This window comes from Pseudarthrobacter sp. WHRI 8279, from assembly GCF_040224115.2.
GTDB lineage: Bacteria > Actinomycetota > Actinomycetes > Actinomycetales > Micrococcaceae > Arthrobacter.
The window spans coordinates 2,932,866-2,950,239 of record NZ_CP168162.1 but is presented as its reverse complement, the minus strand read 5'-3'; the positions used below and the strand labels follow the sequence as shown (position 1 = coordinate 2,950,239).

General features: G+C 67.6%; 14 protein-coding genes. 7 read left to right on the top strand and 7 right to left on the bottom strand.

Translation table 11 applies throughout. The features are described from left to right. The first annotated feature begins 19 nt into the window (after positions 1–19). The 7 genes from ABRP28_RS13620 to ABRP28_RS13590 all read left to right on the top strand — a co-directional run bounded on the left by ABRP28_RS13620 (position 20) and on the right by ABRP28_RS13590 (position 7,842). Complete coding sequence (locus tag ABRP28_RS13620; RefSeq protein WP_374152856.1) at positions 20–958, top strand: glutamine amidotransferase; 939 nt, start codon at positions 20–22, stop codon at positions 956–958. Continuing rightward, positions 946–1,683: a protein glxC gene (locus ABRP28_RS13615; RefSeq protein WP_350004021.1), complete on the top strand. Its 738-nt coding sequence runs from the start codon at positions 946–948 to the stop codon at positions 1,681–1,683. Before ABRP28_RS13620 ends, ABRP28_RS13615 begins: the two co-directional genes overlap by 13 nt. Before the next feature lie 9 nt (positions 1,684–1,692). Then, on the top strand, positions 1,693–3,054 hold the full coding sequence (locus ABRP28_RS13610) for an FMN-binding glutamate synthase family protein (RefSeq protein WP_231455263.1): 1,362 nt from the start codon (positions 1,693–1,695) through the stop codon (positions 3,052–3,054). After that, a complete protein-coding gene (locus tag ABRP28_RS13605) occupies positions 3,054–4,271 on the top strand; it encodes an FAD-dependent oxidoreductase (protein ID WP_350004020.1) in 1,218 nt (405 codons plus the stop codon). Before ABRP28_RS13610 ends, ABRP28_RS13605 begins: the two co-directional genes overlap by 1 nt. A gap of 59 nt (positions 4,272–4,330) precedes the next feature. Continuing rightward, positions 4,331–5,581, top strand: coding sequence for an allantoate amidohydrolase (locus ABRP28_RS13600; RefSeq protein WP_350004112.1), 1,251 nt, complete (start codon positions 4,331–4,333; stop codon positions 5,579–5,581). Positions 5,582–5,630: 49 nt separating this feature from the next. Next, a complete protein-coding gene (locus tag ABRP28_RS13595; protein ID WP_350004019.1) occupies positions 5,631–6,290 on the top strand; it encodes an XRE family transcriptional regulator in 660 nt (219 codons plus the stop codon). A 262-nt stretch (positions 6,291–6,552) separates the two neighbouring features. After that, complete coding sequence (locus ABRP28_RS13590; RefSeq protein ID WP_104186513.1) at positions 6,553–7,842, top strand: ammonium transporter; 1,290 nt, start codon at positions 6,553–6,555, stop codon at positions 7,840–7,842. A 149-nt stretch (positions 7,843–7,991) separates the two neighbouring features. On the opposite strand, the gene ABRP28_RS13585 is transcribed toward ABRP28_RS13590, so the two are convergent. The 7 genes from ABRP28_RS13585 to ABRP28_RS13555 form a co-directional block, all read right to left on the bottom strand. After that, positions 7,992–8,972 carry a glycoside hydrolase gene (locus tag ABRP28_RS13585; RefSeq protein WP_350004018.1) on the bottom strand — a complete coding sequence of 327 codons (981 nt, stop codon included), beginning with the start codon at positions 8,970–8,972 and terminating at the stop codon, positions 7,992–7,994. A 37-nt stretch (positions 8,973–9,009) separates the two neighbouring features. Continuing rightward, complete coding sequence (locus tag ABRP28_RS13580; protein ID WP_350004017.1) at positions 9,010–9,684, bottom strand: hypothetical protein; 675 nt, start codon at positions 9,682–9,684, stop codon at positions 9,010–9,012. Between the two features lie 104 nt (positions 9,685–9,788). Continuing rightward, the gene (locus ABRP28_RS13575; RefSeq protein WP_350004016.1) at positions 9,789–13,271 is read right to left on the bottom strand and encodes a DEAD/DEAH box helicase; all 3,483 of its coding nucleotides are present in this window, start codon (positions 13,269–13,271) and stop codon (positions 9,789–9,791) included. 210 nt (positions 13,272–13,481) lie between these two features. Further along, on the bottom strand, positions 13,482–14,663 hold the full coding sequence (locus ABRP28_RS13570; RefSeq protein ID WP_350004015.1) for an FAD-binding oxidoreductase: 1,182 nt from the start codon (positions 14,661–14,663) through the stop codon (positions 13,482–13,484). Positions 14,664–14,724: 61 nt separating this feature from the next. Beyond that, complete coding sequence (locus ABRP28_RS13565) at positions 14,725–15,768, bottom strand: Gfo/Idh/MocA family oxidoreductase (protein WP_350004014.1); 1,044 nt, start codon at positions 15,766–15,768, stop codon at positions 14,725–14,727. Then, the gene (locus tag ABRP28_RS13560) at positions 15,768–16,541 is read right to left on the bottom strand and encodes an amino acid ABC transporter ATP-binding protein (protein ID WP_202986609.1); all 774 of its coding nucleotides are present in this window, start codon (positions 16,539–16,541) and stop codon (positions 15,768–15,770) included. The genes ABRP28_RS13565 and ABRP28_RS13560 overlap by 1 nt, the downstream gene beginning before the upstream one ends. Then, positions 16,538–17,326, bottom strand: a complete 789-nt coding sequence (locus tag ABRP28_RS13555; RefSeq protein WP_066279665.1) for an amino acid ABC transporter permease — start codon at positions 17,324–17,326, stop codon at positions 16,538–16,540. Before ABRP28_RS13555 ends, ABRP28_RS13560 begins: the two co-directional genes overlap by 4 nt. Positions 17,327–17,374 lie beyond the last annotated feature (48 nt).

Genomic DNA, 17,374 nt, shown 5'->3' with positions numbered 1-17,374 from the left:
GTCACACCACCAGACGCTATTGAGTAAGGACCCCACCATGTGCGGAATCGCCGCGCTGCAGCTGCGCAACCCCTCGCTGCACCCCCAAATGGGCAGCCTGCTGTCCTCCATGCTGTGCCAGATCGTGGACCGCGGACCGGACTCCGCCGGCCTGGCCGTCTACAACACCCCCGGCCTGGTTTCCCCGGGTACGTCCACCCTCAGCCTGCTGGGCAAGGACCAGGGAATGACGACGGCGGACATCACCGCCGGCGTCGCGGCTCTCCTTGCCGGCGCGCTTCCGGCCGGTGCGGCAGCAGCCGTCCAAGTGGTGGGCGATACCACCCTGGTGAGCGCCGCCGTCGGGACTGATCTGCTGGTGAAAGCGGTCAGCGAAACCCTGCCCGGCGCCACCATCATTGGCCGCGGCGAGCATGTAGCGGTCATGAAAAGCGTGGGCCACCCCATGGAAATCGCCGCCGAGCACGGACTGGAGGCGATGGCGGGAAGCCAGGGACTGTCCCACACCCGGATGGCCACCGAGTCCGCTGTTACCGCCGGCGGCTCCCACCCGTTCTCGGTTGCCGACGACCTCTGCCTGGTCCACAACGGCTCCTTCTCCAACCACGCCACTGTCCGCCGCGAGCTCAGGCGCGAAGGCGTGGTGTTCGACTCCGAAAACGACACCGAAGTGGGCGCCCGCTACGTCGCCTCCCGGCTGAAGCAGGGCGACACCCTGGAGGAAGCCCTGGTGAACCTCGGCAAGGTCCTGGACGGTTTCTACACCCTGGTGGTCACCACCGCGGACAGCATGGCCGTGGTCCGCGACCCCATCGCCTGTAAACCGGCCATCATCGCCGAAACGGACGACTACGTGGCCATGGCCTCCGAATACCGCGCCCTGGCCGGCCTTCCCGGCATCAGCAACGCCCTCATCTTTGAACCGGAACCCGGAAAGGTCTACACATGGTCACTCTGACAGCCCCCGAAAGCACGGCAACCGCCGCCCCGGAAGCCCGGGAGCCGGAGGCCGCCACCGTGGACCTGGCCGCCACCAGCGTCCGGGAACTGAACCAGGCCGTCCACAACGCGGTTGACGGTCAATCCTGGGCCGTGGCCAGCCCCGGCGGCAAGCACAGCCTCGCCGTCGGCATCGACGCGGACATTCAGGTGACCATCGACGGCCACGCCGGCTACTACGCAGCCGGGATGCACCAAAAAGGCGACGTCACCATCAACGGCAACGCCGGCGTCGGCCTTGCGGAGAACATCATGTCCGGCCGCGTCCACGTCAAGGGAGATGCTTCCCAGTCAGCAGCCGCCACCGGCCACGGTGGTCTGGTGGTCATCGACGGTAACGCCGGCGCCCGCTGCGGGATCTCCATGAAGGGCGTGGACATCGTGGTGGGCGGCAACATCGGCCACATGTCCGCGTTCATGGCGCAGGCCGGGCGGCTGGTGGTCTGCGGCGACGCCGGGGACGCCCTGGGCGACTCCATCTACGAGGCACGGATCTACGTCAAAGGCACGGTGGCCTCCCTCGGCGCGGACTGCGTCGAAAAACCGGTGATGCCAGAGCACCTCGCCGAGCTCGCGGAGCTGCTCGCCGCCGCCGGCCGCACGGACAACCCTGCCGACTTCAAGCGCTACGGCTCAGCCCGGAACCTCTACCACTTCCACGTCGACAACTCGACGCAGTACTAGGAGCCCACCATGACCATCACCTCCGTTCCGCAGCAGGCGCCCACCCAGAACATTGCTGAACTGGGCCTCCGCGAATCCGCCACGTTCGACCGCGCCACCATCGCGGACATCCAGCGCGCTGCGGCCACCGGCGTCTACGACATCCGCGGCTGGGGCGCCAAGCGCAAGGTCCCGCACTTTGATGACCTGCTGTTCCTCGGCGCCTCCATGTCCCGCTATCCGCTGGAGGGCTACCGCGAAAAGTGCGATACCGACGTCGTCCTCGGCGACCGGCACGCCACCCGCCCGCTGCACCTGCAGACCCCGGTGACCATAGCCGGCATGAGCTTCGGCGCCCTCTCCGCCAACGCCAAGGAGGCGCTGGGCCGCGGCGCTTCGGAGGTGGGAACCTCCACAACAACGGGCGACGGCGGCATGACGCCTGAGGAGCGAGGCCAGTCCAAGCACCTGGTGTACCAGTACCTCCCGTCCCGTTACGGCATGAACCCGGACGACCTCCGCAAGGCCGACGCCATCGAGATCGTGCTTGGCCAGGGCGCCAAGCCCGGCGGCGGCGGCATGCTGCTGGGCCAGAAGATTACCGAACGCGTCGCCGGGATGCGCACCCTGCCGGTCGGGATCGACCAGCGGTCGGCCAGCCGCCACCCGGACTGGACCGGCCCGGACGACCTTGAAATCAAGATCGGCGAACTGCGCGAAATCACCGACTGGAAGACCCCCATCTACGTCAAGATCGGCGCTTCCCGGCCGTACTACGACACCGCCCTCGCGGTGAAGTCCGGCGCCGACGTTGTTGTGGTGGATGGCATGCAGGGCGGGACGGCGGCGACGCAGCAGGTGTTTATCGAAAACGTCGGGATCCCCACCCTTGCCGCCATCCCGCAGGCCGTCCAGGCACTGCAGGAGCTCGGTGTGCACCGGAAAGTCCAGCTCATCGTCTCCGGCGGCATCCGTACCGGGGCGGACGTCGCCAAGGCCATGGCCCTCGGCGCTGACGCCGTGGCCATTGGCACGGCTGCGCTGATCGCCCTCGGCGACAACGATCCCCGTTTTGCCGCCGAGTACTCCGCGCTCGGCTCCGCCGCCGGTTTCTACGATGACTTCCAGGACGGCCGCGACCCCGCCGGCATCACCACCCAGGACCCGGAGCTGTCCTCCCGGCTGGACCCGGTGGCTGCCGGCAAGCGGCTGGCAAACTACCTGCGCGTCCTCACCATGGAGGCCCAGACCATTGCCCGGGCCTGCGGGAAGTCGCACCTGCACAACCTGGAGCCCGAGGACCTGGTGGCGCTCACCATCGAGGCGTCCGCCATGGCCCGCGTGCCGCTGGCCGGCACCTCGTGGATCCCCGGAGTGCAGGGAAGCTTCTGATGCCTGAGGCTTTTTCCGGCGGGTCAGATTTTGTGGTGGTGGGCGCCGGGCTGGCCGGTGCCGCCACCGCCTGGCAGCTGGCCGCCCGCGGGCACCAGGTGACCATCCTGGAGCGCAACGTCCCGGCCAGCCACGACGGCAGTTCCCACGGCTCCGCCAGGATCTTCCGCTACGCCTACTCCGACCCCTTCTACACCCGCGCGGTGGTGGAATCGAAGGGCCTGTGGGACGGACTCTCTGCCGCATGCGGCACGCCCCTGATCACCCCTTTCGGCGCCGTGGACTACGGGCCGGAGCGCAATCCCCGGCTGCTGGCCTCGGTGCTGGCTGGGGAAGGGATCGAGCACGAACTCCTGTCCGCGGCCGACGCCCGCGCACGCTGGCCGCAGATCGCCTTCGACACCGACGTCCTCTGGCACCCCGGCGCGGGGGTGATCGACGCGGAAGGCGCCGTCACCGCGATGGTAAGCCTCGCCGTCGAGCACGGCGCCCGGCTGCTGGCCGGCTGGGAGCTGCAAAGCGTGGAGCGGACGGGTGCCGGTTACCGGCTGCACTCCACCACCGGGCAAACGCACGACGCCGGCAACGTGGTGATCAGCGCCGGCGGGTGGCTCCCGGCGCTGCTGGGGCGTCTGTCCCTTCCAGCAGGTTTCCTGGCCGGGCTCCCGGAGGTCACCGTCCGGCAGGAGCAGGCCTTCCACTTCAAGTACCGGGACCACGCCCCTGCGGACCACGCCTCCAAGGATTACGCCCCTGCGGATTACGACGGCGGCGCTGCTCCGGGTGCCGGCGGCTGGCCTACCTTCATCCACAAGGCTGCGGACATCCAGGCCTATGGCCTTCCCGGCGGGCGGGATGCCGGCTTCGCCGGGCAGAAAGTGGCGGAGTACAACGGCGGCAAGCTGATTCCTTCCGCGGCACGGCAGACCGGCGAAGTGGACCCCGCCAACCGCCGCCGGGTGGTGGAGTACGTGCAGCGCTACCTGCCCGGCCTGGACCCGAAGCCCTACGCCGAAACAACCTGCCTGTTCACCAACACACCCAACGAGGATTTCCTCATCGACCGCGTGGACAACCTGACAATCATCTCCCCCTGTTCCGGCCACGGCGCCAAATTCGCACCGCTGATCGGGCAGTGGGCGGCGGACCTGGCCGACGGCTCCGGCGGTGTTCCGGACCGGTTCCGGACCGCGTCCCCAGCAGCTGTGACCACCTAGAACGGATACCAGTGAGCCTTCCACAGACAATACCCACGGCGGACCCCACGGCGGATGCCCTGCCTTCGGGCCGGACAAGCACCCCCACTGTTGCCGGCCTCCTTCGTGACATCTCCACCATCGGCAGGGACGCCTCACGGGGCGGGTACTCGCGTCCGGTGTTCTCCACCGCCGAGACGGACCTCCGCGGCTGGTTCGTTGAGCAGGCAGAACGGCGCGGCCTGGATGTCCACACGGACCACAACGGCATCATCTGGGCCTGGTGGGATACCGCAGCACGCACCCGGAAGGACGCCGTCGTCACCGGAAGCCACTTGGATTCCGTTCCCGGCGGCGGCGAGTACGACGGCCCGCTCGGCGTCACATCGGCGCTGGTCGCCGTCGACATCCTCAAAACCCGCGGACTCCGGCCCCGGCGCCCGCTGGCCATCGCGGTCTTCCCGGAAGAGGAAGGCTCCCGGTTTGGCGTTGCCTGCCTGGGTTCCCGACTCCTCACCGGAGCCCTGGACCCGGACAAGGCGCGCCGGCTTAAGGACCCCGACGGCAACACCTATGCTGACGTCGCCGCTGCGAACAGCCAGGACCCGCGCCTGGTCGGAGCGGACTACGGGACGCTCCAGCAGTTGGGCGTTTTTGTGGAACTGCACGTGGAACAGGGCAGGGGACTGATTGACCTGGACCAGCCCGTGGCAATCGGCTCCTCCATCCTGGGCCACGGCCGCTGGAAGCTGAGCATCAGCGGCCAGGGCAACCACGCCGGCACCACCCTGATGAAGGACCGCAGGGATCCGATGATTGCGGCAGCCAAAGTGGTGGTCGGCATCCGAGATACCGCCCGGAAGTACCGCGACGCCAGGGCCACCGTGGGCAGGGTCCAGCCGGTGCCCTGTGGCACCAATGTGATCGCCTCCCGCGTGGACCTGTGGATCGATGCCCGGCACCCTGACGACTCCGTCACCGCGGCACTGGTGGAAGCCATCGGGCTGACTGCGCAGGTGTTCGCCGCGGAGGAGGGCTGCACCGCGGACCTGACCATGGAATCGCTCAGCCCCACCGTGCATTTCGACGGCGGGCTGCGCGACCGGCTGCGGGAACTGCTTCCGGCTGCGCCAATTCTGGCCACTGGTGCAGGGCACGACGCCGGCGTCCTCAGCTCACACCTGCCGACGGCCATGATCTTCGTCCGCAATCCCACGGGCATCTCGCATTCCCCCGAAGAGCTGGTGGAGGACCGGGATGCCGAGGCCGGCGCACATGCGCTGGCGGACTCCCTCGCGGGGCTGGCAGGCGACACCCGCGCACCCAGGTAGCGCCGCCGTCGTCGTCCTCCCTCCCGGTTCCGTGCCTAAGATGGCTGCTATGACCGACCACGCAGCCGAACAGGCAGCCGATTCCGCCAGCGGGCAGGAAGAGGAGCCGGAAGCGGCGCACGAAGAGGCGCAGGCTGACGGGCAGGCCGCAGGCCGGCTGGAGCAGGTCATCGCAGCCCAGGTGCGCCACTACCGCACGGCGGCCGGGCTGTCCTCGGCGGAACTGGCCGCCCGGACAGGCCTCTCCAAGGCAATGATTTCGCGCGTGGAAACCGCCACCACCTCATGTTCCCTGACCACGCTGCAGCGCCTTGCTGACGGACTGAAAGTGCCGGTCACCGCATTGTTCCGTGGCGCGGACACGGACCGCGACGCCACCTTCACCAAGAGCGGCCAGGGGAGCCTCACCGTCCGCAGCGGCACCCAGCACGGCCACGAATACCGCGTCCTGGGCACGATCAAGGGCCGGACCGATGCCCTGGAACCCACGCTGGTGACGCTCACGGACGCCTCCGACGTGTTCCCGCTGTTCCAGCACCCCGGCACGGAGTTCATCTACATGCTCGCCGGCAGGATGGTGTACGGCCACGGCTCCTACGAGTACGCCATGGAGCCCGGCGATTCCCTGCTGCTGGACGGCGAAGGGCCGCACGGGCCGCTCAAGCTGCTGGACCTTCCCATCACGTTCCTGGCCATCTCCGCCAAGTAGGGTCCTTCAGGCCCAGCACTCCGGCTTCAGCACTGCTGGCCAGCACTCCTGCGGTCAGCGGGACGGCTGAAACTCGCGTGTGGATGACCGAAACGATCATTTAACACACCGGAAACCCAGCCCATTCCTGCCGCCATACAGTTGGAACCAGACGGCAATAGCTGCCCTCCGATGAACGTGGTACTGACTCCGCGTCCCTCCTCCGGAGTGGCTCCAACGGGCGATTTGGCGTTCTCTCCTCGCATCACGAAAGGGGTTTCCCATGGATTCGGGAAATGTCGCTTGGATTTTGGCCAGCGCAGCGCTGGTCTGCATGATGATCCCCGCCCTTGCCCTGTTCTACGGGGGCATGGTGGGCTCGCGCCGCATTCTCAACATGATGATGATGTGCTTCGGCGGCGCCAGCCTGGTGGCCGTCCTCTGGGCACTGTTCGGATACTCGCTGGCCTTTGGCAATTCAGTGGGCGGCCTGGGCCTGATCGGTGACGTCACAGAGTTCCCCGGCCTGGGGCAGCTGATGGCTGAGGACGCAGAGGCGTCCATTCCGGTGGCCCTGTTCGCGGCCTTCCAGCTGTTCTTCGCCTGCGTCACCACCGCGCTGGTGGCCGGCGCGGCTGCCGGACGCATGAAGTTCGGCGCGTGGATGCTGTTCGCCGGCATCTGGGCCACCATCGTCTACTTCCCGGTGGCGCACTGGGTGTTCGCCTTCTCCTCCGAGGACGGCAGCGTGACCGGCGGCTGGATTGCCAGCGGCATCGAGGCCATCGACTTTGCCGGCGGCACCGCGGTGCACATGAACGCCGGCGCGGCCGCCCTGGCCCTGGCACTGGTCCTGGGCAAGAGCTCGGGCTGGCCCAAGGTGGAGCACGCGAAGCCGCACAGCCGGCCGCTGGTGCTGGTGGGTGCAGGCCTCCTGTGGGTCGGCTGGTTCGGCTTCAACGCCGGCTCAGCGCTGTCTGCCGGCCACTCGGCGTCGGTGGTGTTCCTCAACACTGCTGTGGCTGCCTCGGCCGGCCTCCTGGCCTGGGCCCTCGTGGAACGGCTCCGCCGCGGCGCAGCCACCAGCATGGGTGCAGCCTCCGGCCTGATCTCAGCGCTCGTGGCCATTACCCCCGCCTGCGGTGCGGTAAGCCCGCTGGGCGCGGTGGCCATCGGCGCGATCGCCGGGGCCGTCTGCTCGCTGGCCATTGAACTGAAGTACCGCCTGGGCTATGACGACTCGCTCGACGTCGTGGGTGTCCACCTGGTAGGCGGCATCCTGGGCACGCTGCTGATCGGCTTCTTTGCCACCGACGCGGCGCCGAACGGAGTCAGCGGACTCTTCTATGGCGGCGGCGTGGAACTGCTCGGCGTCCAGTCCCTGGCAACGGTGACCGTGCTGGTCTACTCCTTCGGCATCACCTGGGTGCTCGCCAAGATCCTGGACAAGACGATCGGCCTGCGGATCAACCCGGAGGACGAGATGCGCGGCATCGACCTGGCGGCACACTCCGAGCTCGCTTACCTTACGGACGAGGATCCGGTGGAGCTGGGCTCTCCGCAGCGCGCTTAGGTTTCCCAAAGATTCCGGATGGGCGTTATCCGGAGCACGAGTCAGGCAGAGGGCCACCCCTGGACCGGTGCCGGCAGCAGCCGGCTTATAGTTCCAGGGCTGGCCCTTTGTCATGTTGTGAAGCGCCTGGTTAGTCCAGAACTCAGTGTTCAGTGCTCGCTGCAGACGACGTTCCCGTCCCGGACCTCCAAAACGGCACCGCGGACGTGGCTCAGGCGGGTCTTGGGGTCCGGGGCCATGGTGTCGATGTCCTCGCCGCCCCAATGCGAATGGGTGAAGTAGGCCAGAAGGGCCCGCTCTTTACCGTCATCACCCGGTTCGAGGGGCACCACGTCCGCGTGGCGTCCGACGACGGGCCGCCCGTCCACGTGCTCCGGCTGGGTGAGGATCAGGCCGTCGAGGTGCTCCTGCCGGACCCAGCTGCCCGTGCCGTCCGCCGAACGGTAAATGCCCTGGCCCCGCCACTCGTCCACGATCATCCAGTACGTTCCCTCAAGCGCAAAGACCTTGGGCCCTTCGTGCGGACGGCCGGGAATGGTGAGGCCTTCCAGCGTCCAGGACGAGGGGTCGCGCGGCGTATCGCTCACCGCGCTGTAGGTGTTGGAGCCGCGTGCCTCGTCCTTGTACCAGAGCCGGTAGCGGCCATCCCCGCAGCGTGCGACGGCGGCGTCAATCACTCGTGGCGAATCGAGGTTGATGGGGCCGAGATGCTCCCAGTGCACCAGGTCCCTGCTGGCGAACTGCACGATTTCTGCCTTGCCGGTCCAGTCCTTCCGCACCCCGCCCAGGACGCTGATGTACATCAGCCACTCGTCGCCGATGCGTACGACTTCGGGCGCCCAGAGGGTTGCCGGAAGTTCAGTTTCCGGCGGCACCAGTCCGCCCACGGTGCCCTGGTACTCCCAGGTTGCGCCGCCGTCGGATGAGCGGGCCGCGCCGATGGCCGTGCCGTGCACCCACTCCACGCCTGACAACCCCGGCGCCGTGGCCCGGCGCTGGGTGTAGAAAAGCACCCAGTCGCCGGTGAGGTGGTCGGGAACCAGGATGGGATCCGTTGGGCCGTCCCAAACGGGGTCAGCATAGGGCGTCCCGAAGGCGTCCGGGCGCAGGGGAGTGAGGGGCTCTTGCACTGGTTCTCCAACGTTGTAGTTCCTTGGAGCCTTCAGCTTAGCCGTGCGCCTTGCCGTGGCCGCCATGAAGGGCGCGGTAAGCGTAGACCAACAAAGCTATGCCCGCCATGATCATGAGGGTCAGGACCAGGATGTCCGCGGCGATGAGCAGTGCCGTAGACTGCAGGGCGAAGATCACGCCCAGCACGCCCAGGACGGCCGCCGGGATCAGGGGCCACTTCATCCGCCCGGCGGGACCGGCGTCGGGAACGGGAACCAGGGACAGCACACCGAAGGTGGCCGCCAGGCCCAGGAACAGGACGGCCGCCACGGGCATGCCCTGCAGATCCTGCGGAAGGGTAACAATGACGGCCAGCGTCAGCATCACGCCGGTGGGGATCACAGCCCACCAGTTGCCCCGCTGGCGCAGGTAGACCGCGGCGAACCCGGCGGCCATGAAGAGGAACAGGAAACTCGCGCCGGCGCCGCCGTCCGTGAACTGGGAGGCGGCGATCACGGCTGCCAGGCCGAGGAACACCGAGCCGGGGATCGCGGCCCACCAGTTCTCCGGGCTTCGGATGAAAACGGACAGGAACACGGCCCCTATGGCGGCGAAGATCAGCATCGGCACATAGGCGGCGCTCTCGATGACATTGAGCAGGTCCAGCAGCAGCAGTACGCCCGCCGAGATCAGGACGATGCCGGCGATGATGCTCGCGTTGGCCGATTTCACGGTTTGCCTCCCGGGATTCGGCAGGCGCCCGCCAGTCGCTCTGCTGGTCCCACACTACGGTCCGCTCGGATACGGATGTAGGGCCCAAAGCCCCGCCTTCACCGCTACTCCTTGAACAGCCCCGCCAGGTCCTCCGCCGTGATGGCGCCGCCGGCCAGGGCATCGCCTTCCATGACATCGGAAAACAGCTGCGACTTCCGGGCCTTGAGCGCCATGACCTTTTCCTCGATGGTGTCCTTGGCCACCAGCCGGTAGACCATCACGTTCCGTGCCTGGCCAATGCGGTGGGTCCGGTCCACGGCCTGCGCTTCGGAAGCCGGGTTCCACCACGGGTCCAGCAGGAACACGTAGTCGGCCTCCGTGAGGTTCAGCCCAAACCCGCCGGCCTTCAGCGAAATCAGGAACACCGGAGCGCTGCCGTTCTTGAACTCGTTGACCACGTCCGCACGGTTGCGGGTGCCGCCGTCGAGGTAGCAGTACTCGATTTTTTCCTCGTCCAGCCGCTCCCGGACCTTCCCCAGGAACCCGGTGAACTGGCTGAAGATCAGTGCCCGGTGCCCCTCTGCCACGAGGTCCTCCAGCTGCTCGAACAGCACGTCCAGCTTGCTTGACCGCACCGCAGAAAGCGCCGGGTCCACCAGGGACGCGTCCAGGCTGAGCTGCCGCAGCAGGGTCAGTGACTGGAAGATTGTGAACCGGTTCTTGTTCACGTCCTCGATCAGCCCCAGGATCTTCTGCCGTTCGCGCTGCAGGTGCGTCTGGTACACCTTCTGGTGGCGCGGGTTGAGCACCACTTCCAGGATCTGCTCCTGCTTGGGCGGCAGGTCCTTGATCACCTGGTCCTTGGTGCGGCGCATCATCAGCGGACGGACCCGACGGCGGAGCTTGTCCAGCTGCCCCTTGTCACCGTTCTTCTCCACGGGCTTCTGGTAGTACTCGGCAAAGCGCTTGGGGCTGGAGAACAGTCCGGGCGCAACGATCGAGGTAAGCGCCCAGAACTCCATCAGGTTGTTCTCCAGCGGCGTGCCCGTGATGGCCAGCTTGAAAGCCGCCGGGAGTTTGCGGGCGCACTGGTACGCCTTGGACTGGTGGTTCTTCACGAACTGCGCCTCGTCCAGCACCAGGCCGGACCAGGTGCGGGAGGCGTAGGCCTCGTAGTCGATCCGGAACAGGGCGTAGGAGGTGATCACAATATCGGCGCCGGCCAGTGCCTCAGCCGGGGCCTGGTTGCTCTTGGCGAACGTCTCGCTGACGGCGTGGACTTTCAGGCCCGGGGCGAAACGCGCCGCTTCCGCTGCCCAGTTGCCCACCACGCTGGTGGGGGCAACCACCAAAAAGGGAGCACCGGCGTCGGACGCCGCATTCTGCCCGGCTGCCGCCAGCGAGAGCTCCTTTGCCGCGCACATCAGGGCGAGCGCCTGCACCGTCTTGCCCAGGCCCATGTCGTCGGCGAGGATTCCACCCAGGCTGTGCCGGTACAGGAACGTGAGCCAGTTGAAGCCCTCCAGCTGGTACGGCCGGAGCTCTGCATTAAGGGTGGCGGGCAACGGCAGGCCGTCCACGCCGCCTTCAAGCAGGCCGCCCACCGCTGAACGCCACGCGGCCGCCTGCTCATCCACGATTCCCAACTGGGCAAGCTCGTCCCACAGCCCGGCCTGGAACCGGCTGATCTGCAGGGGTGCGTCCTTGTTGTCCTGCAGGGAGCGCGCCTCCTCGATCAGTGCGCGCAGCTGGTGCAGCTCGGGCAGGTCCAGGGAGAAGTAGGCGCCGCTGGGCAGCAGCATCTTGGTCTGGCCGGACGCCAGCGCGGAGAAGACTGCCGCGAAGGAGACCGGCTGCCCCTCCAGGGTGATCTGGATGCCGAGGTCGAACCAGTCGCGCTGCTCGGTGGCCTTGGTGGAAATGGATACCACCGGCGCTTCCTCGGCCTCACGGTACTCAGCAATCTCGCCGACGGTATCCACCTCGACGTCCGGGGCTTCGCGCAGCCGGGGCAGGACTTCCTCGGTGAACGCCAGGGTGTCCAGGCCCTTCAGTTCCGCGGACGCCGCCAGCCGTGGCGTGCCCCAGCCGCCGGTGGCGGACTCACCCAGGGCATGGACCACGTCCCACGGCTGGCCCAGGCCTTCGAGGATCCGGGCCTCGGCGGTGTCGTCGCGGTAGCCGTGGTCGCCGGGGTGCCGCCAGAGGGGCTGCGCCGTGACCAGGTTTCCGCTCTTGTAGTGCCACTCCCAGTGCAGCCGCACCCGGTGGTCCGCGCCGTAGTTGGCCAGCAGGGACAGGGTGGGGACGGCCAGCGCCGGGAGCTCCACGGACTCGTCCCGGGCGGTGACCCGGGCCGTCTGCTTCAGCTTCGGGTAGAAGCCCGTCAGGAAGCGGGACTCGTCCTTGGCCGGAATATGCAGCGTGCTGCCCGCGGTCACGAACGTCAGAAGTTCCTCGCTCAGGCCACCTTCCAGGGCAGCCAGCGTAATCACGTTTTCGCCCGCAGTGGCCTCGCCAACGCCGGGCAGCGCACCGCCGTCGGTGGCCAGGGCATCGGTGGTGAAGAAAATCCCGTGGGCGGGGCGGCCGATGGTTCCCACTGACGCCGGATCAATCTCCACGCCCTCAACGGCGATAGTGGGCGAAAGTTCCAGCCCGCCGTCGGACGACTGGTCCTTGGCCGCTGCAGCGGGTGCCGTCTCGTCCGCTGCGGAAGGGGCGGCCAACGGCGAGCCGTAACGGCTCAGATTAAGGCCGACGGCGGCGGGCGACGCTGCGAGGCGCACCGGCTCAGTGCCGCGCGAGTGGACCAGTGCGAGGCCGATTTTGCCGGCGTCTTCCAGCAGGCTCCACAGGTTCTTCCCTGCGAAGGAGTTCAGCCCCAGCCAGAAGCCGGAGGAGTTGTACGTCCGGTTGGCCGCGGCGGAATGGGCAGCCAGGAACTCCTGCAGCCATTCCACGTGCGCGGGGTTGCACTCGCGCCGGAAGTTCAGGTAGTTCAGCGTGGTCCAGGAGACATCGCCGCGGATCCACTTGCCCTTGGCGCCCATGATGACGGGCCGGGCCTTGAGCTGGCGGACGCTGCGCTGCGGATCACGCCGGCCGGTGTAGGAAAAGTGCGGCGCCGGTTCTTCCACCTCGAACTGGAGCGCCAGCGGAACCCCGGCGTTGGACGGGGTGGCTCCCGGCTGGGAGATCAGCGGGCTGAGGGCCTGCTCCCAGTCGGACAGCGCAGAAACGGAGGGGTTGCGGGACACCTGGGTGGATGTTGACGGCGTGAGCAGCTGGACCCGGATGGCCGGGTTGTCCTCGGCGGCGAAGAGCAGCGCCGCCACGTGCTTGCAGTCCTTGCGGACCGGGCAGCTGCACACGCCCACGGTGCAGCTCCAGCCACCGCCCTTGCGGACCAGCTTGGCCGTGGTGGAGTAGGGCAGGTCCGCGCCGCCGCGGACCTTGCCCAGCATGAGCCCGGTGGCGGCGTCGAACGAGATGCCCGAGACGCGGCTTCCCATGGCATACGCCAGCCCGGCCGCCAGGGAGCGGTCGTTGATGGCGGGAGTCTGTATTGCCAGTGCCGCACTCTCGTCCGGTTGGGATGGCATGGTGCGCGCTACTTTCAGCAGGCCACGGCGGGGCCGGGCCGGTGGTTGGTCATCTGATCCATCTTAGTTCGCCGGCGGGGCGGGGAGCGCCGCCGGCTCTTTGAGGGCGCAGGATGGGATCAGACAGACAACCAGGGATGCAACTGCAAGCCGGAGTGCCGCAACCGGCCGGGGAGGGGTGGGGCACAGGCCCGCACCACCTCCCGGCTTCTAGCTCTGGTGCACCGGCGCCCAGGCACCCGTCCCTACGGCGTCCCGGTCCGGGGCGCTGCCGTCGAACCGGTCAAGCCGGAAGGCGGCGAGCACGGGAGAGGGGGTTCCGGTCAGGATTTCCCCCGCGAGGAGCTCACCGAGGATCAGCCCCAGCGTCGCGCCCGAATGTGTGAACACCGTGTGCAGTCCCGGTATCGAAGGCACCGGACCCACCACCGGTTCACCGTCGCCGGGAATGGGTTTCAGGCCGGCAGCCACCCGCTGGGCGGTCAGCCGGGGATTCCCCGCGAGTACCTTCGAGGCCTCCTCAAGCAGGCCCTGGACGGACTCCTCGGGAACCGTGAAGGATCCGTCATCTTCGATGATCACAGATTGCTCTGCCCAGTCCGCATCAAGTACCAGCCTGCCGTCAGGCATGGGCCGCACGGCGACGCGCGGGGTGTTCAGCACGGTCTGCACCTTTACGTCGAGCGGTTCGGTGAACACCACGAAGGCGGCCGGCGTGGCATCTGGAACCGTTACACCAAGGGCTGCGAGCTGGGCCGGGACCTCACCGCCGGTTGCCAGCACCACCTGGTCGGCTTCCAGCCGCGTCCCGTCACCGAGGATGACGCCGGCCGCGGCGCCGTCCCGCACATCCACCCGGACATCCCCGGCATTCTGGATGATGACCGCCCCGTTGTCCGCCGCCTCGGAAGCCAATGCCGCGATGAAGTCGGGCATGTTGACCCAGCCTTCACCTGGGTTGTAGATGGCACCCTCGCTGGCCACGGCAGCGGCGTCCACATCCGGGGCGACACGGGCCACGTCACTGCTGTCCACCCAGACGGAGTGGTATCCGCCCGAACGCTCGAAGGCGAAGGTTTCGCGGAAGGTTTCGTCCGGGCCGGCCCATTTCAGTGCACCATCGAACTTCAGGTAGCCGCGGCTTTCGGGATGGTGTGCGCTCCAGGTGCGGTAGCGGTCGATCGCAAGCATCCGCAGGTAGTGGTACTCGGCGGAGCGGGCACCGGAGGAGTTGAGCCATGCAATCGAGCGGCCGGAGGCTCCGCTCGCCAGCGGGCCGGACGTGGCAAGCGTTACCTGGGCGCCTCCCTTTGCCAGATGGACGGCGGTGGAAACGCCCAGGATTCCGCCGCCGATGACGGCGACTTTCCTGGCGGGGCTCGTGAAGGACATGGTGGCTCGCTTTCCTGGTGTGGAAGATTGGTGGTGTGAAGATGTGCCGTGGCGACGTACGTCAGGCGAGGGCATGGACTTCTTCGATGACTTTGAGGACCGCGACGGCGTCCGCCGGGTCAACAGGGACCGGCCCGCCGTGCAGGAGGGCTCCGGCGAGGAGCCGGTAGAACTGGGGATACGCGCCCCGCTCGGCGGGCACGGCGCGCGTTGCGCCGTCGACTCCCAGGAGCCCCCAAGACTCCTGGGGTTCAACGCCGTATGCCGGGTCCGACGGCGGCAGTCCGGCGTCGAGCGCGGGCTCCTGGCCGTCCAGTCCCCACTTTGTGTAGCCGGCGTGTGAGCCCAGGACGTGGAAGCGCGGGCCTGCCTGGGCAGCCATGCCGTTCATCCACAGCCGGGAGCGCACCCCCGAATCGTGCAGCAGGGACACGAAGGCTTCCGTGTCGGCCGCGTCCGGGGCCAGCCCCCGGTGTGCTGTTTCGCCGTAGCTGTGCGCCACGGGTCCGAAGAGCTGGACCGCCTGGTCAAGGAGGTGGGCGCCAAGGTCGTGGAGGATCCCGCCGCCTTCGGCTGTGGTGGCGGAGTCGCGCCAGTTCCCGAAGCCTTCGGGGCGCCACCACTCGAAGCGGGATTCGAAGGTCCGGACCTCGCCCAGCGCGCCTGCATCCAGGAGCTTCCTGAGGGTGAGGAAATCAGCGTCCCAGCGGCGGTTCTGGAAAACCGTCAGCTGCACGCCGGCCTCGGCCGCCTGGGCCATGAGTTCCTCCCCATGGGCCGAGGTGGTGACGAACGGCTTGTCCACCACCACATGCAGCCTGTGGGCGATCGCCGTCGAAGCCATCCCAAAATGTGTGGCCGGAGGGGTTCCCAGGACCACCAGGTCCAGGTCTGCCGCCAGCGCGAACATGGCCTCCGCCGTGGGCACGATGCGCGCCTTCGGGTAGCGGGCGGCCGCTGCGGCGGCGCGGTCCGGGTCCGCGGTGACAATGACATCGAGCGAAAAGGACGGGTCTGCCTCAATGAGGGGTGCATGGAAGACCCGTCCCGAGATGCCAAAGCCGACGACGGCGGTACGGATAGGTTCCTGTCCTGCGGTGCCCATCAGAGGACCTCGGAGAGGAAGCGCTGCAGGCGTTCGCTGCGCGGGTTGTCGAAGATCTCCGCGGGCGTGCCCGATTCCACCACTTCGCCTTCATCCATGAAGACCACCTGGTCGGCAACCTTCCGGGCGAAGCCCATCTCATGCGTCACCACCACCATGGTCATTCCCCGTTTGGCGAGCGAGGCCATGAGGGTCAGGACTCCTTTGACGAGCTCGGGGTCCAGGGCGCTGGTGGCTTCGTCGAAGAGCATCACTTCCGGTTCCATGGCGAGGGCGCGGGCAATGGCGACGCGCTGCTGCTGCCCGCCCGAAAGGTCCCGGGGGCGGTGGTCGGCGCGTTCGGCGAGTCCCACTTCGGCCAGCCGGCGGCGTGCACGTTCCCTTGCCTCCGCCTTGGACATCTTCTTGACGCTCCAGAGTGCGAGGGCCACGTTCTCCAGGGCGGTGTGGTCCGGGAAGAGGTTGAAGTGCTGGAACACCATCCCGATCCGGCTGCGCAGGATGTCCGGGTTGACCTTCAGTGCGCTGTCCCCGGCCAGGACAACATCCCCGCTTTTGGGTTCATGCAGCCTGTTGACGCCACGGAGGAGGGTGGACTTGCCGGAACCGGACGGGCCGATGATGCAGGTGGTGGTGCCGGGTGCCACGGTAAGGCTGACGTTGCGGAGGACCTCGATGTCCCCGTAGGCCATGGTCAGGTTCTTCAGCTCCAGGCTGGAGCCGTGGAAGGTGTCGATGTCAGCGGTGGGGTTGGCGCTGGTGGTGGTGATCATGTGTTGCTCCCGGTAGTGAGCGGCGATGCCGCGTCGAGTTCCTTGACTTCGTTGAGGCCGCTGGTGGGGGCCGAGGGGCGGCGTTTTCCTGCGCGGAAGCGGCTGTCGAAGTAGTTGACAAGGTGGGTGAGCGGCACGGTGATGATGAGGTAGAAGACGCCCGCCATCACCAGGGGGGAGAGGTTCCCGGAGAGTACCGCGGCATCCTGGCCAACACGGAAGAGTTCGCGTTCGCTGACCAGCAGCCCCAGAAAGTAGACCAGCGAGGAGTCCTTGACGATGGCGATGAACTGGTTTACCAGCGCCGGCAGTACGCGGCGGATGCCCTGGGGGATGACCACCAGTGCCATGGATTTGCCGTAGCTCATTCCCAGCGCGCGGCATGCTTCGCCCTGGCCCTTGTCCACGCTCTGGATGCCGGCGCGGAAGATTTCGCCGATGTAGGCGCTGGCAATCAGGCTGAGGGCGATGATGCCCAGGGGGTAGGGAGAGGGGCCAAAGATCGACTGGCTGAGCCGGGCAAAGCCCTGGCCGATCAGGAGGATGGTCAGGATGGCCGGCAGGCCGCGGAAGAGGTCCGTGTAGATGCGGGCCGGGATGCGCAGCCACCTGGACGGTGAGATGCCCATGACGGCCACCACCATGCCCAGGACCACGCCAATAACGGTGGCGGCGACGGAGATGATGAGGGTGTTAAGGAGGCCTACCGCCAGAAGCTGGGGCAGGACTTCAGCCATGGCGCCGAAGTCGAAGAAGGTGCGGATGATGGTGTTGAGCCAGTCCATTGAATGCTCTCAGGTGTTAGTTGTGTCGGTGGCAGCCGGGCGGGCCTT